This window comes from Halomonas almeriensis (genome assembly GCF_030409235.1).
Lineage (GTDB): Bacteria > Pseudomonadota > Gammaproteobacteria > Pseudomonadales > Halomonadaceae > Halomonas > Halomonas almeriensis.
In genome coordinates this window covers 169592-183679 of the sequence record NZ_JAUFPO010000002.1, presented here as the reverse complement: position 1 = coordinate 183679, position 14088 = coordinate 169592, and the positions used below count along the sequence as shown (strand labels likewise).

Annotated in this window: 12 protein-coding genes and 1 riboswitch; of the genes, 3 read left to right on the top strand and 9 right to left on the bottom strand. The window is 65.1% G+C overall.

Going from position 1 to position 14088, the window contains the following annotated elements:
* From QWY74_RS01050 to lhgO, 3 genes are all read right to left on the bottom strand, one after another.
* A complete protein-coding gene (locus tag QWY74_RS01050) occupies positions 1-546 on the bottom strand; it encodes a DUF1850 domain-containing protein (protein WP_264826608.1) in 546 nt (181 codons plus the stop codon).
* A gap of 59 nt (positions 547-605) precedes the next feature.
* Positions 606-1568 carry a TAXI family TRAP transporter solute-binding subunit gene (locus QWY74_RS01045; protein ID WP_264826610.1) on the bottom strand — a complete coding sequence of 321 codons (963 nt, stop codon included), beginning with the start codon at positions 1566-1568 and terminating at the stop codon, positions 606-608.
* A gap of 241 nt (positions 1569-1809) precedes the next feature.
* Positions 1810-3006, bottom strand: a complete 1197-nt coding sequence (gene lhgO, locus QWY74_RS01040) for an L-2-hydroxyglutarate oxidase (RefSeq protein WP_264826611.1) — start codon at positions 3004-3006, stop codon at positions 1810-1812.
* A 155-nt stretch (positions 3007-3161) separates the two neighbouring features.
* Between lhgO and QWY74_RS01035 the strand changes: the two genes are divergently transcribed.
* A complete protein-coding gene (locus QWY74_RS01035) occupies positions 3162-3443 on the top strand; it encodes a helix-turn-helix domain-containing protein (protein WP_264826612.1) in 282 nt (93 codons plus the stop codon).
* A gap of 77 nt (positions 3444-3520) precedes the next feature.
* Entirely contained in the window at positions 3521-4204 is a 684-nt protein-coding gene (locus QWY74_RS01030; protein WP_264826613.1) for a hypothetical protein, read from the top strand.
* 86 nt (positions 4205-4290) lie between these two features.
* On the opposite strand, the gene ilvD is transcribed toward QWY74_RS01030, so the two are convergent.
* The 4 genes from ilvD to QWY74_RS01010 all read right to left on the bottom strand — a co-directional run bounded on the left by ilvD (position 4291) and on the right by QWY74_RS01010 (position 10500).
* Positions 4291-5979, bottom strand: a complete 1689-nt coding sequence (gene ilvD / locus QWY74_RS01025) for a dihydroxy-acid dehydratase (RefSeq protein WP_264826614.1) — start codon at positions 5977-5979, stop codon at positions 4291-4293.
* Between the two features lie 98 nt (positions 5980-6077).
* A complete protein-coding gene (locus QWY74_RS01020) occupies positions 6078-7463 on the bottom strand; it encodes an SLC5/6 family protein (protein WP_264826615.1) in 1386 nt (461 codons plus the stop codon).
* A riboswitch (TPP riboswitch) is annotated at positions 7453-7564 on the bottom strand. Its footprint overlaps the gene before it by 11 nt.
* A 187-nt stretch (positions 7565-7751) precedes the next feature.
* Positions 7752-8963 carry an amino acid deaminase gene (locus QWY74_RS01015; protein WP_264826616.1) on the bottom strand — a complete coding sequence of 404 codons (1212 nt, stop codon included), beginning with the start codon at positions 8961-8963 and terminating at the stop codon, positions 7752-7754.
* Between the two features lie 37 nt (positions 8964-9000).
* Positions 9001-10500, bottom strand: coding sequence for a CoA-acylating methylmalonate-semialdehyde dehydrogenase (locus QWY74_RS01010; protein WP_264826618.1), 1500 nt, complete (start codon positions 10498-10500; stop codon positions 9001-9003).
* 385 nt (positions 10501-10885) lie between these two features.
* Between QWY74_RS01010 and katG the strand changes: the two genes are divergently transcribed.
* A complete protein-coding gene (gene katG / locus QWY74_RS01005) occupies positions 10886-13105 on the top strand; it encodes a catalase/peroxidase HPI (protein ID WP_290313585.1) in 2220 nt (739 codons plus the stop codon).
* Positions 13106-13212: 107 nt separating this feature from the next.
* On the opposite strand, the gene QWY74_RS01000 is transcribed toward katG, so the two are convergent.
* Together QWY74_RS01000 and QWY74_RS00995 are read right to left on the bottom strand one after the other, a co-directional pair.
* A complete protein-coding gene (locus QWY74_RS01000) occupies positions 13213-13626 on the bottom strand; it encodes a DUF6691 family protein (RefSeq protein ID WP_264826630.1) in 414 nt (137 codons plus the stop codon).
* Positions 13623-14081, bottom strand: coding sequence for a YeeE/YedE family protein (locus QWY74_RS00995; RefSeq protein ID WP_435389095.1), 459 nt, complete (start codon positions 14079-14081; stop codon positions 13623-13625). The genes QWY74_RS01000 and QWY74_RS00995 overlap by 4 nt, the downstream gene beginning before the upstream one ends.
* Positions 14082-14088: the final 7 nt, after the last annotated feature.

Sequence of the window (14088 nt, the reverse complement as noted above, 5' to 3'; positions counted from 1 at the left end):
CTAGTCGGGCGGATACAGCCCCAGGGTAACCGCCTCGTCGGCCGCCAGACGGCTGAGGCGGATGGTCAGCGGTGCCTGCCCCACCGGATTAGGGAGCACCACCTCGCCCCCGGCCGACCGACCACACTGGACCAGGCGGCGCAGGCTCGGCTCGCCATGGCTGACCAGGCGGTGGTTGACCGCCTCGTCGCCCACGCGCAAACGGTACTGATCGCCGGGCACCGGCTCGTCGATTCCCTCGATCCAGTAACCGCCCTGCCCGTCGGATACCTGGCGCCCGCGACCGGGAATATGATCGAGCCCGGCCGCGAAGTCCGGTAGATGACTGCGTTCGAGCACCATGCGGCCATCGCGGTTGCGATAACAGTCATGCACGGTGAAGCCTTCCACCGAATGATTCCAGGCCAGGCACCAGCCAGCGCCCGGCGGCATGGGCAGGCTGACCAGCAGGTCGCCCCGCGCATCGATGACCCGCAACTGATGCGCAGGGGCGCCGGCCACGGCCGGCCCTGCCGTCAACAGCACCGCCAGGCAAGCGACCTGCACCCAAAGCGCCGGCCGAGCGGATCTCGCCGCCCGACCGGACTGCCATGGCCATGGGTCCATCAGGGACGCTGACGGTCGGCGATCTCGACACCCTGCTCTTCGTAATAGCGCAGCGCGCCCGGATGGAAGGCAATCGGCGTGGAGTCGACGCTGAACTTCACGGTGGTGTCATTGGCCGCCGGGTGAATGGCGATCAACTGATCCGTGTGCTCATACAGGGTCTTGGTGATCTGGTAGGCCAGTTCCTCGTCCAGCTCGGAGCTGGTTGCCAGGATGTTGGGGATGCCGATGGTCTGCACCGCTGACTCCATGCCTTCATAGAGGTCGGCACGCAGCTCATAGGGCGCAAACACCGGCACTTCATCCTGGGCGTTGGCCATTTCCTCGTCGCTCAGCCCGATCAAGCGGATGTCGCGGGTGGTGGCGAGGTTCATGATCGAGCTGGTGGGCGGCCCCACGCTCCAGAAGCCGGCATCGATATCGCCGTCACGCAGGGCATCGGCTGTTTCGTTGAAATTGAGGCGGCGCTCCTCGAAGTCGTCATAGCTGATGCCGTTGGACTCCAGCAGCGCACGGGCATTGAGTTCGGTGCCACTGCCGGGGGCCCCGACCGAGACGATCTTGCCCGTCAGGTCACTGAGCGACTCGATGTCCGAGTCCGCCATGGTCACGATCTGCACGGCGTTGGGATAGACGGACGCAAGGGCGCGAATGTTGTCCAGTTGGCGCCCCTCGAAGTCACCGGTGCCGTTGTAGGCCTGATACACCGTATCGGCCAGCGCCAGCGCCATGTCGGAATCCCCGCGCCAGACCAGGCCCATGTTTTCCACCGAGGCGCCGGTCACTTCGGCCACGGCATCATAGCCCTCAATGTGTTCATTGATCAGCTCGGCCAGGCCACCGCCATAGGGATAATAGGTGCCACCGGTGCCACCGGTGGCGATGGACAGCTGTTGCTGAGCGATGGCCGCCGGCGCGGCAACCAGCATTGATGCCGCGAGAGCGTAATGAATAACGCGCATGTGTGACCTCCGTTGCGATCTGGCATTCGATGCAATCGGACAAGGGCCCGATCACGTCCTGTGGTGGTGATGTCGGCGGCAGCCGCGGCTACCCTGGAAAACGCTAGCAGGCCCTCACCCGGACAGCCAGTCCGTCATTCCACGCTGGCCGCCGCAGAAACAAGTGATAACCCGATCATTTGCACCCGTCAGCGCGTTTCGCGCAAGTCTCCCAAGGTCGTAGAGCGAGGCTGACAGGGCGTCAATCCACCATTTGCTGCTCGAGGGTGGCGAGGATATGCGCCCCGATCGGCAGCGCCGAGGTCGCCGCCGGCGAGGGCGCATTGCCGACGTGAAGGCTGCGGGGCGTCTGCACGAACAGAAAGTCGTCGACCAGCTTGCCATCCGGTGATACCGCCTGGGCACGCACCCCTGCCGGATAGGGCGTCAGATCGTCCAGTTCGAGGCTCGGGCAATAACGGCGTACCAGCTCCAGATAGCCGCGCTTGTGCAGGGAGTTCTTCATCTCGACCAGTCCGGGGCCCAGGTTGTCGGCCAGCACACGGCGAATCCCCGGATCCCTGGCCATGGCCGCCAGATCCCGCCAGGAGAGATCCCGGCGCCGATACCCCTCACGCTTGAAGGCCAGCACGGCGTTGGGGCCAACGGTTACGCTGCCATCGATCATGCGCGTCAGGTGCACACCGAGAAACGGCCTGGCCGGATCGGGAATCGGGTAGATGAGATGGTCGACGATCCGGTTGTGGCGCGCCGGCAAGGCATAGTATTCGCCACGGAAGGGGCAGATGGAGAATCCCGGGTCACGCCCCAGCATGCGCACCACCCGGTCGGCCATCAGCCCGGCACAGCTGACCACATAGCGTGCCGTAAACTCCTCCCGAGGGGTGGTCACCACCATCTCCCGGCGCCTTTCCTGCAGCGCGCTGACCGGCGCTCCCAGACGAATCTCACCGCCCAGTCGCTGAAATTCGTCGGCCATGGCGCGGGTCACGGCCGCATAATCAACAATGCCGCTGGAAGGCACGAAGATGCTGCCCAGACCGGTGACATTGGGCTCGCGTTCGCGAAGCGCCTCGGCACTCAACCACTCGCGCTGCAGCCCATTGGCCGCGGTGCGCTCCCAGAGCGCCCGCATGCGCTGCATTTCCGTCTCGCTGGTGGCCACCAGCAGCTTGCCGCAGACCTGGTAGTCAACCCCATGTGACGCACAGAAATCACGCGTCACCCGGTTACCCTCCAGACAGAAGCGCGCTTTGAGACTGCCCGGCGTGTAATAGACCCCGGCATGAATCACGCCACTGTTGTGGCCGCTCTGGTGCCGGGCGAGCTGCTCTTCCTTCTCGAGGACCACCATGCGCTGCTGCGGATGGGCCTGCTGGAGCTGCATGGCGGTCGACATCCCGAGGATGCCGCCACCGATGATGATGAAATCGTGCATTGTCTGCCTCGCGTCCCCAGCACCGGGCAGAAAGGCCCGGTGACCGACGCTACAACGCTACTCATCAGCGCGTGACACCACAAGCTTGCACAAGGCTGGCGAACGTGTGAAAAAATATGCATGCTGTCACCATCGACTCGTTCAACTGGAGCCTCATGAGTACGGTAAGTGAGACCTGCGAATCGGATCCCAGTGATCCCCCTCCACGAAGTTGCCCTGACCTCGATGTCAGGGACCTGGAGCAACGCGCCCGCTTGATGCGCATCATCACCCGGCTGATTGCCGTCTCCGACCTGGGTAGCCGCGACATCGCTCGCCGCGCCGGCCTGCCGATGCAAAAGGTCAGTGACCTGCTTTCCGGCCGCCTGGAACAGCTCTCGCTGGAAGAACTGCAGACCCTGCGGGAAGCCATCGACCATGAACTCTCGACGAGCTGAACCTGCGTGCGCAGTCTCAACGCCCGCACACCCGGCTCAAACGCCATGCCACGACCTGCTTCAAGAGGAAACGCGCCATGCGATATTTCGCCACCAGCCTGATCGCCTGCGGCCTGGCCCTGGCCGTTGCCACCCCGGCCCTGGCCGACGGCCAGGCCACGCTGAATGCCCAGTCCGACCAGGGCAACGTCAACATGCAGGTCCGCTGGGCCGACGACAAGCTGCGCATGGACTTTCCCGACCAGTCCCAGGCGGGATTCATGCTGTTGCGTGACGGCAAGGGGTACATGGTCACCGAGATGCAGGGGCAGACCATGGTCATGGACATGGCCAGAATGAAGGAAATGGCCGAGAGCATGGGCAACGGACAGGCCGACACCATGACCGGCCAACAGGCCAAGCAGGTCGACTCACTGGAAGCTACCGGCGAGACCGAAACCATTGCCGAGCTGGAAGGTGAGGTCTACAACATTCAGTGGACCGACAAGAGCGGCACCAGCCATGACGACGAGCTCGTACTGACGGATGACGCCCAGGTACGCGAAATGATGGCGGCCTTCCATGACTACCAGCGCAGCATGACCGATGAACCGGACCCCATTGCCCAGGAGCTGGAAGACCGTGAACTGGGCATGTTGCGCTTCGGCGAGCGCTTCCAGCTTGCCGAGCTGTCCGACAGCACCCCGGCGGCAGATATCTTCGAGCTGCCCGAGAACGCCAAGTCCTTCGAGGACATGATGCGCTCCGCCGTTTCGGAGTAAGCGACCTGCGCGCGCCCGGTACCGGGCAATCACAAAAAAGGGCCCGCTCATCGGGCCCTTTTTTGCTGCAAGGTGCGTCTTGCGGCTCAGTCCAGCCGGTCGGTCACCGCCCCCATGGAAGCCGAGCTGACCACCTTGGCGTACTTGGCCAGGGCGCCACGGGTATAGCGCGGTTCGGGGCGCTGCCAGGCCGCCCGACGCCGCTTCAGCTCCGCCTCGTCAAGGCTCACCTCGATGGTATTGGCCTCAGCATCGATGGTGATGGTGTCGCCATCCTCCACTAGCGCCAGCGGGCCGCCATCGAAGGCTTCCGGCGTGACATGGCCGACCACGAAACCGTGGCTGCCGCCCGAGAAGCGCCCGTCGGTGATCAGCGCCACCTGATCGCCCAGGCCACGCCCCATGATCGCCGAGGTCGGCGTCAGCATCTCGCGCATGCCGGGGCCGCCCCGCGGCCCTTCATAGCGAATGACCACGACATCCCCGGCCACCACCACGCCGTCATTGATGCGCGCCTGCGCCTCCTCCTCGGAACCGAAGACCCGAGCGTTGCCGGTGAAGTGCGTGCCTTCCTTGCCGGTAATCTTGGCCACGGCCCCTTCCGGCGCCAGATTGCCATAGAGAATGCGCAGGTGGCTTTCATTCTTCAGCGGAGCCTCCAGCGGCGCGATGATCGACTGGTCAGTCGGGTACGGCGCCACGTCCGCCAGGTTCTCGGCCAGGGTCCTGCCGGTGACCGTCAGGCAGTCGCCATGCAGCAGCCCGGCCTCCAGCAGCATCTTCATCAACGGCAGAATTCCACCGATGGCGACCAGCTCGCTCATCATGTAATGGCCACTGGGGCGCAGATCGGCGAGCACCGGCACCCGGCGGCCGATCTCGGTGAAATCCTCGAGACTCAGCGACACGCCGATGGTGTCGGCCATGGCGATCAAATGCAGCACGGCATTGGTCGAGCCACCCAGGGCGATGACCATCGTGATGGCATTCTCGAAGGCCTCACGGGTCATGATGTCCGACGGCTTGATGTCCTTCTCGAGCAGATTCAGCACCGCCTCGCCGGCCGCCTGGCTGTCCGCCCGCTTGTCGTCCGAGATGGCGTTCTGCGCCGAGCTTCCCGGCAGGCTCATGCCCAGCGCCTCGATGGCCGAAGCCATGGTATTGGCGGTGTACATACCACCGCAGGAACCCGGGCCGGGAATCGCCGTTTCCTCGATCTGCTTGACGTCGATCAGATCCATGTCGCCGCGGCTGTGCGCCCCCATGGCCTCGAACACCGACACCAGGTCGGTATGGTTGGCACCCGGCATGATGGTACCGCCATAGACGAAGACACCCGGGCGATTCAAACGCGCCAGGCCCATCACACAGCCCGGCATGTTCTTGTCGCAGCCCCCCAGTGCCACCACGCCATCGAATCCTTCACAGCCCGCCACGGCCTCGATGGAATCCGCGATCAGCTCCCGCGATACCAGAGAATACTTCATGCCCTCGGTGCCGTTGGCGATGCCATCGGAAATGGTGATGGTATTGAAGATCACGCCCTTGCCACCGGCCGCATCGGCACCGTCTCGAGCCTGATCGGCCAGCTCGGCGATATGGCTGTTGCACGGCGTCACTTGGCTCCAGGTCGAGGCAATGCCGACCTGGGGCTTGGTGAAGTCTTCATCGGTAAAACCGACGGCACGCAACATGGCGCGGCTGGCCGATTTGCCGACGCCGTCGACCACCGGGGCGGAATAACGACGGCGTGAGTCACCTGGTGCATCGCTCATGGGGGAGTCTCCTCGAGTCACGGATCAAACGTTGAAGGGTGGCGCGACACGGGCCATCTGGCAACCCCATGGAGCCGGTATTTGGCCGCCGCCCTCGCTCAGGCCGTGCGCGGCTTCGCCGGCCAGGCCAGGGCGATCACCACGCTGACCAGCGCCGACGCCAGCAGCGCCCCGACAAAGGGGGCCAGCGCCGGTATGCCACCCGGGAAACTGGCCGCCTGAATCCCGGCCAGCAGGCTACCCTGAGCCCACCAGCCGGGCAGGATGGCACCGACCAGCCCGGCCAGGCCACCGACCATGGCCGCCGGGGACCCCATGCGCTGCCAGACACCCAGCAGGACCGGCACGATGGTCGCCGCGCACAGCAGATCGGCAATCAGGAACAGGCGCAGCACCGAAAGCTCCTGCAGGGCGATCAGCACCACCGGCACCATCAGCCCGACCGTCACCAGACGCGCCGTGGCGACCGACAGGCCGCGGCGCCCCGAGCCGGCCACCACTAGCGAGGCAATGGCCGTCTGCAGCGTATCGACACTCGAGGAAACCAGCGTCACGGCCAGCACCAGGGCCGGAATGGCCAACCAGCCCGGCGCCTCGGACAGCAGGGCAAAGAAGGGAATGGGCGGCTCGCCGAGCGGCAGTCCATGCATGACCGCCAGCATGCCCAGGCCACCGATGGCCATGACCACCATCAGCACACCGGCACCGCCCAGCAGGGCGCCACGGCCCAGAGCGCGCTGATCCTCGGCAGCCCAGACCCGCTGCCAGTAGCCCTGATGGAAGAGCTCCGCCGCGGTCACCGCAATCACCAGGGTCAGGGCCACCGACAGCGCATCCAGCGGCGGTGTCTGAGGCATCCTGGCCTGCTCGGGCATGGGCGGCAGCACCCACAGCACCACCGCCGTCACCAGGATCAGTAACGCCAGCAACAACCAGCCCTGCCAGCGATCCGTGGCCAGGCTGGCACGCAGCCCGCCGACCGCCGTGTAGACCAGGGTGACCAGAGCCACCCCGATGACCACCACGCTTGCCGGCACCTCAGAGAGCAGCGCCGCAATGGCACCGATCGCGGTCAGCTCGGCGGCCAGGAAACAGCCCATGTAAAGAATCGACACCAGGGTGACCCAGCGGCGTACCCCGGCTCCGTAACAGGCTTCGGCAAACTCGCCGATACTGCGCCCCTCGGGCAGATGACGTCGGATCACCGGGCCATAAAAGCTCAGCACGATCAGTGGCAGGGCCGATCCCAGGGCATAGCCGAGCAACGCCAGCGGCCCCACCATGGCGCCGATTTCGGGAGGTGCAAAGAGAATCCAGGCTCCCATGCCGGAGGCCAGGAAGGAGACGCCCAGCGAGCGCGCGCTCTGCGAGTTGCGCGCCGTGACATAGTCATCGAGGGGGCCATCGGCCCGTCGAGCCCGCAGGCCCAGGTAGGCAAAACACAGCAGTGCCGCGCCCAGCACGGCAGACGTCAGGTAAGGCATGTCGCACTTCCTCCGCCGGTATCAACCGGATCAGGTTCCAGGGTCAGCGTCGTGCGCTCTCTCAGCCCCGCTTTGACGGTAGGGCTCCCCTGGCGACAGTGAATTGAATTGTGAGGCGTTGCGCGGCACCTGACCGGATCAGGACCGGGACAGGTCGGCGACAACGACGCGCCCATGATGCCACATCCGCAGCACAATGCTAACTGAGCGACCGATCGCGTCGAGAAACGGCCGCCCTGCCCCTACCTCATGCTCCAGGATGCTGCCGTTATTCTATGAATCCAGGATTCAGAAGGTGGTGGCCATGACCTCCGTGACAGCCAGACGTTCATCGACCAGACAGAGGCGTCGCCACTTGTCGAAGGTCAGACAGGGATGCGAGGCGCCGAAGGCCAGCACATCGCCGATGTGCACATCATCGGCCGAGTCCGGCAGGCGCATGAAGGCATGCTGGTCCATCAGCCTGGTGACCTCCCAGCCGTCGACGCTCAGTACTTCGCCCACCGCGCCGCCTTCCCGATAACGGCGCAATGGTTCGGGCAACTGATCGGCGCCAATATCGCGTTTGCCAAGCGCCACGATGGCCAACCCCGGTTCCGGCAGCGACTGCACCTGGGCGAAGACCTCGAGCGCCGGGCGCAAGCCTTCATGCAGATCGGGACGGCGTGACAGCACACCCTGCTGGGACCGACGGTAGATGCCATGATCATGCACCACATAGCAGCCGGGACGCAGCACCGGCGTGAAGCGTCGACGCAGCTCGCCCGTATCGAAAGCCTCGGCGATCAGATCGTACCAGGCCGACCCCGAGGCGGTGATGATGGGGTGGTCCGCGGCGAACCGCCCCTCGTCGTCGAGGCAACGCGCCGCCTCGACCAGCCGCGTGGCATAAGCGCGAATCGCCGGTACCGGGTCCGCGGCATGCACCACGCCTTCGTAGCCCTCCATGCCGGCCAGGGCCAGCCCCGGCTCGGCATCGACGACCCGCGCCAGTTCCCTGACCGCCTCCACGGAGCGGCAACCGGTACGACCGCCCGCGATGCCCAGCTCTATCAGCACCTTGAGCGTCAGGTCGCGTTCGGCGAAGAAACGCCCTAGATCCCGCACGTTGGCTTCGCTATCGACCACGCAATGGAAGTCAGCGCCCGCCTCAAGCAAATCGGCAATGATCGCCATGTTAGCCTGGCCCACCAGCTGGTTGGCCATCAGCACCCGCAAGACACCACTGGCAAAGGCCGCGCGACACTGAGGCGCGGTGGCCAGGGTAATGCCCCAGGCACCGGCTTCGAGCTGGCGATGGAAGAGCGCCGGGGTCATGCTGGTCTTGCCGTGGGGTGCCAGCCGGGCGCCATGCGACTCGGCAAAGCGCTGCATCCACGCCAGATTATGAGCCAGTGCCGTCTCATGCAGCACCGCCGCCGGCAGACTCACCCCACCCAGCAATGACGGCCCGAGCTCCGGTGTGCCCTTGTGGCCCAGCTTTGATAACGAATCCTGCATACCACCTTACCTGGCAGACGAATCATGATGCGGCGAATCAACTCAGCGATATGGTGCTGTTGATGCCGCTGGAAACATTTTCGGGCTCGAACCAACGGGCGGTAACGGTCTTGGTCTGTGTCCAGAAGGCAACGGCCTGCTTGCCGTTGGGGCCCATGTCACCGAGCTTGGAACCACGCGAGCCGGTGAAACTGAAATAGGCCACCGGCACCGGAATCGGCACATTGATGCCCACCTGACCGACATCGATATCGGACTCGAAGCGCCGCGCGACCCAGCCGGAGTTGGTGAAGATCGAGGTACCGTTGCCATTGGGGTTGGCATTGATGAAGTCGATGGCCTCATCCAGCGTCTCGACCGCCACCACACAGAGCACTGGCCCGAAGATTTCCTCTCGATAGATCGTCATCTCCGCGGTGACATCGCTGAACAGTGTCGGGCCGACGAAGTTGCCGTCCGGGTAGCCCTCCACCTGGCAGCCGCGACCATCGACCAGCAGCGTGGCCCCTTCGCCCTGCCCCGCGGCAATCAGCGCCTCCACCCGTTCCTTGGCCGCCGGCGAGACCAGGGGCCCGAGATCGGCATCGCGCTGCGTACCGGGCCCGACCACCATGCGGCGCGCGCCCTCGGCCAGTTCCGCCAGCCACTCGCGGGCCTCGCCCACCAGCACCACCACCGAGTTGGCCATGCAGCGCTGCCCGGCGGCGCCGAAGGCCGAACCCAGCAGGTTATTGATGGCCTGACTGCGATTGGCATCCGGCATGACAACACAGTGGTTCTTGGCACCCATCATCGCCTGGGCGCGTTTGCCGGCCTCGCTGGCTCGCCGATAGAGCTGGGTGCCCACATGGGTCGAGCCAATGAACGACATCGCCTTGATGTCCGGATGGTCACACAGCCGATTGGCGACCTCCGGCCCACCATGCACCACATTCAGCACACCCGGCGGCACCCCCGCCTCATGGGCTAGCTCGACCAACCGCATGGTGGCGCTGGGGTCCTGTTCGGAAGGCTTGAGCACGAAGGTATTGCCGGTGGCGATGGCCAGCGGAAACATGAAACAGGGCAGCATGATCGGGAAGTTGAACGCCGTGATACCGGCACCAACACCCAACGGCTGATTGAGGGTATAGACATCCACCTCGCTGGCGGCATTCTCGGCCAGCTCGCCGAGCTGCAGGGAGGTGATAGAGCAGGCATGTTCGACCACTTCCAGGCCCCGCCCCACCTCGCCGGCGGCATCCGGCAGCGTCTTGCCGTGCTCCTCGGTGATCAGCTCGGCCAGCTCTTCGCTGTGCTCGCGAATCAACGCCTGCAGTTCGAGCATGATGCGCTGACGGCGGGCCAGCGGTACCTTGCGCCAGCTCCTGAAGGCCTGCCGGGCACTCGCCACGGCGTGATCGACCTCCTCCAGCGTACAGAAGGGCACTCGGGCCACCACGGCCTGGGTGGCCGGATTGACCACATCCTGCCATTGCTGACTTCGCGAGATGACGGGCTCGCCATCGAGGTAGAGGGGAATATCGCGCACGCTCATGAGCCTGATCCTCCAAGGGTTGCCGGGGCATTGTCGTGCTTGCACGGGTTCAACAGTCCAAGCGCGACATCTTGTACCACTCTGATAGAAAAGCGGAGGCAATAGAGTCTACCCACACGGCTTGGCCCCGGACAACGCGCCAATAGTCGGTGCCTCGAGCCAGGGTCTCAGGGACGACGTCGGCAAGCCAGGCTCTCGCCAACTATAAAGCGCCACTATCACGATGGTTGGCAAAGGCAGTTGGTCAGACCCTAAGTATAGCGAGTACATTGAGATTGAAAGCCAACGCCCCGGCTTCGAGCGCTCACGAGCAGCGCGCCGAACCCGGCAGCCGACCCTATACGCGGCGTCATATCCAGGACCGTCAGCAACAAGGAGATACACCATGGGCGAGCAACATAACAGCGGGGCCGCCGGCCAGTGCCCCGTCATGCACGGCAGTAATACCAGTGTTCGAGGCCAGGGGCCGGAAAACCGCCACTGGTGGCCGAATCAGCTGAACCTCGGCATCCTCAATCAACACACCGCCCACACCAACCCGCTGGGCGAGGACTTCAACTACGCCGAGGAATTCCGGAAGCTCGACCTGGCCGCGGTCAAAAAGGACCTCACCAACCTGATGACCGACTCTCAGGATTGGTGGCCGGCCGACTTCGGTCATTATGGCGGACTGATGATTCGCCTGGCCTGGCACAGCGCCGGCACCTACCGCATGGGCGATGGCCGTGGCGGCGCCGGTGGCGGCCAGCAACGCTTCGCGCCGCTCAACAGCTGGCCCGACAACGTCAACCTCGACAAGGCGCGCCGCCTGCTCTGGCCGATCAAGCAGAAATACGGCAACAAGCTCTCCTGGGCCGACCTCTATGTCCTCGCCGGCAATGTGGCCCTGGAATCCATGGGCCTCAAGACCTTCGGCTTTGCCGGTGGGCGCGTGGATACCTGGGAACCCGAGGACGACATCTACTGGGGCGCCGAGAAGGAATGGCTCGGCAGCGACGAGCGTATCACCGACAACCAGGGGCGCGAGCTCGAGAACCCGCTGGGCGCAACCCACATGGGGCTGATCTATGTAAACCCCGAGGGCCCCGAAGGCGAACCCGACCCGGCCAAGGCCGCTCATGATATTCGCGAGACCTTCGAGCGCATGGCCATGAACGACGAAGAGACCGTGGCCCTGATCGCCGGCGGCCACACCTTCGGCAAGACCCATGGCGCCGGCACCGAAGAACAGGTCGAGGCCGAACCGGAAGCCGCGCCCCTCGAGCAGATGGGCCTGGGCTGGAAGAGCCGCCACGGCAAGGGCATGGGCGAAGACACCATGGGGGGCGGCCCCGAGGTCATCTGGACCCAGACGCCCACCCAGTGGAGCAATTACTTCTTCGACAACCTCTTCGGCTATGAATGGGAACTGACCAAGAGCCCGGCCGGTGCCTACCAGTTCGTCGCCAAGGATGCGCGAGGCGACGAGATGCCCGGGCCCGAGCCCGACTCCCCGCGTCGTGCCCCGACCATGCTGGTCACCGACCTGTCGCTGCGCTACGACCCGGCCTACGAGAAGATCTCGCGGCGCTTCCACGAGAACCCGCAGGAATTCGCCGATGCCTTCGCCCGGGCCTGGTTCAAGCTGACACACCGCGACATGGGCCCCAAGGACCGCTACCTGGGACCGGAAGTTCCCAGTGAAGACCTGATCTGGCAGGACCCGGTACCGCCCGTGGATCATGAGCTGGTCGATGCCCAGGATATCGCCGAGCTCAAGCGCAAGCTGCTGGGTTCCGGCCTCACGGTCAGCGAGCTGGTCTATACCGCCTGGTCCTCCGCCAGCACCTTCCGCGGCTCCGACATGCGCGGTGGCGCCAACGGCGCACGCATCCGCCTGGCGCCCCAGAAGGACTGGGAGGTCAACCAGCCGCAGCAGCTCGCCAAGGTGCTCGAGACCCTGGAAGGCATCCAGGACGACTTCAATGCCGGTCAGTCCGGCAACAAGCGCGTCTCGCTGGCCGACCTGATCGTGCTCGGCGGTGCCGCGGCCATCGAGAAGGCCGCCCGCGAGGCCGGTCAGGACATCGAAGTGCCCTTCTCGCCGGGTCGCACCGACGCCAGCGATGCGCAGACCGACGCCGACTCCTTCGAGGTGCTGCGACCCGAAGCGGACGCCTTCCGCAATTATCGCCGCACGAAGTTTGCCGTTCGTGACGAAGAAATGATGCTCGACCGCGCCCAGTTGCTGGGCCTCAGCGCCCCGCAAATGACGGTGCTGATGGGCGGCATGCGTGCCCTGGGAGCCAACCACGGTGACGTCAAGCACGGCATCCTGACGACCCGTCCCGGCACCCTGACCAACGACTACTTCGTCAACCTGACGGACATGGCCATCGACTGGAAGGCGGTCTCCGACGAGGAAGACGTCTTTGAGGGCCGCGACCGCAAGACCGGTGAGGTCAAGTGGACCGCCACCCGGGTCGACCTGGTCTTCGGTGCCAATTCGCAGCTGCGCGCTCTGAGCGAGGTCTATGCCCAGGACGATGCCCAGCGGAAGTTCGTCAAGGACTTCGTCGCCGCCTGGAACAAGGTCATGAACGCCGACCGCTTCGACCTGGCCTGAGCCTCGACGACACAGCCCCAGATGACGGGCCCGAATGTAAGCCGCCTCCCGACCGGGAGGCGGCTTTTTCATATCCGCCAGGGAGATGTCAGGCCAGGTTCTGGCCGCTAGTCATCCGCAGCGACTGCCCGGGCCACAAACCAGCCCACTACCATGGCCACCAACATGGCGGCCAACGGCACCGAAAGCCCGATCAGCGAGGCCAACGCCGGCCCGGGACAATACCCGGAGAGCCCCCAGCCAATGCCGAACAGGGCGGCACCGGAGAGCAATCGGGCATCCAGGTCCTGGCGAGTCGGCAACTGGAAACGCGCCGCCAGCAGGGGATGAGAACGCCGCCACACCAACCGATAGCCGATAAAGTTGGTCACCACGGCCCCGCCCAGCACAAACATCAGCGTCGGGTCCCAGTCCCCGAGCACATCCAGAAAGCCAAGCACCCGCGCGGGGTCGGTCATGCCCGAGATCGCCAGGCCCAGGCCGAACAGCAGCCCGGCAAGATACGCCATCAGGGATTTCATGCGCCTCCTCCCCATGGATGCCGAACGACCATCACCGTGAGTATCGCGGTCAGCAGAAACACCAGGGTAGCCGTCAGCGAGCGCATCGAAAGACGCGCCAGACCGCAGACACCATGACCACTGGTGCAGCCACTGCCGATCCCGGTGCCCACGCCCACCAGCAGGCCGGCCACCAGCATCAGGGCCACGCCACCCGCCGGCTCACCGACGACGGCACCGGCACGACCGGCCACATTGCCCAGCTCACCGCCCAGCAGCACGACCAACAGCGGGCCACTCACCAGCCCCAGCGCGAAGGCCAGACGCCAGGCGCTGTCGCCCCTCGGCCGCTCCGTCAGCAGGGTGCCGATAATCCCGCTGATGCCCGCCACGCGGCCCAGGGTGGCCATCAGCCAGGTCGCCGAAAGCCCGATCAGGACACCCCCGACCAGGCCGTGCACGAGACTCGACTCCATCAATTGC

Bases quoted from the DNA above. Each gene is read 5' to 3' on its own strand.
- katG (WP_290313585.1), top strand. From the start codon at position 10,886: ATGGGCGAGCAACATAACAGCGGGGCCGCCGGCCAGTGCCCCGTCATG.
- QWY74_RS01035 (WP_264826612.1), top strand. From the start codon at position 3,162: ATGAGTACGGTAAGTGAGACCTGCGAATCGGATCCCAGTGATCCCCCT.
- lhgO (WP_264826611.1), bottom strand. From the start codon at position 3,006: ATGCACGATTTCATCATCATCGGTGGCGGCATCCTCGGGATGTCGACC.
- QWY74_RS00995 (WP_435389095.1), bottom strand. From the start codon at position 14,081: ATGGAGTCGAGTCTCGTGCACGGCCTGGTCGGGGGTGTCCTGATCGGG.
- QWY74_RS01015 (WP_264826616.1), bottom strand. From the start codon at position 8,963: ATGCAGGATTCGTTATCAAAGCTGGGCCACAAGGGCACACCGGAGCTC.
- QWY74_RS01010 (WP_264826618.1), bottom strand. From the start codon at position 10,500: ATGAGCGTGCGCGATATTCCCCTCTACCTCGATGGCGAGCCCGTCATC.
- ilvD (WP_264826614.1), bottom strand. From the start codon at position 5,979: ATGAGCGATGCACCAGGTGACTCACGCCGTCGTTATTCCGCCCCGGTG.
- QWY74_RS01000 (WP_264826630.1), bottom strand. From the start codon at position 13,626: ATGAAATCCCTGATGGCGTATCTTGCCGGGCTGCTGTTCGGCCTGGGC.
- QWY74_RS01020 (WP_264826615.1), bottom strand. From the start codon at position 7,463: ATGCCTTACCTGACGTCTGCCGTGCTGGGCGCGGCACTGCTGTGTTTT.
- QWY74_RS01045 (WP_264826610.1), bottom strand. From the start codon at position 1,568: ATGCGCGTTATTCATTACGCTCTCGCGGCATCAATGCTGGTTGCCGCG.
- QWY74_RS01030 (WP_264826613.1), top strand. From the start codon at position 3,521: ATGCGATATTTCGCCACCAGCCTGATCGCCTGCGGCCTGGCCCTGGCC.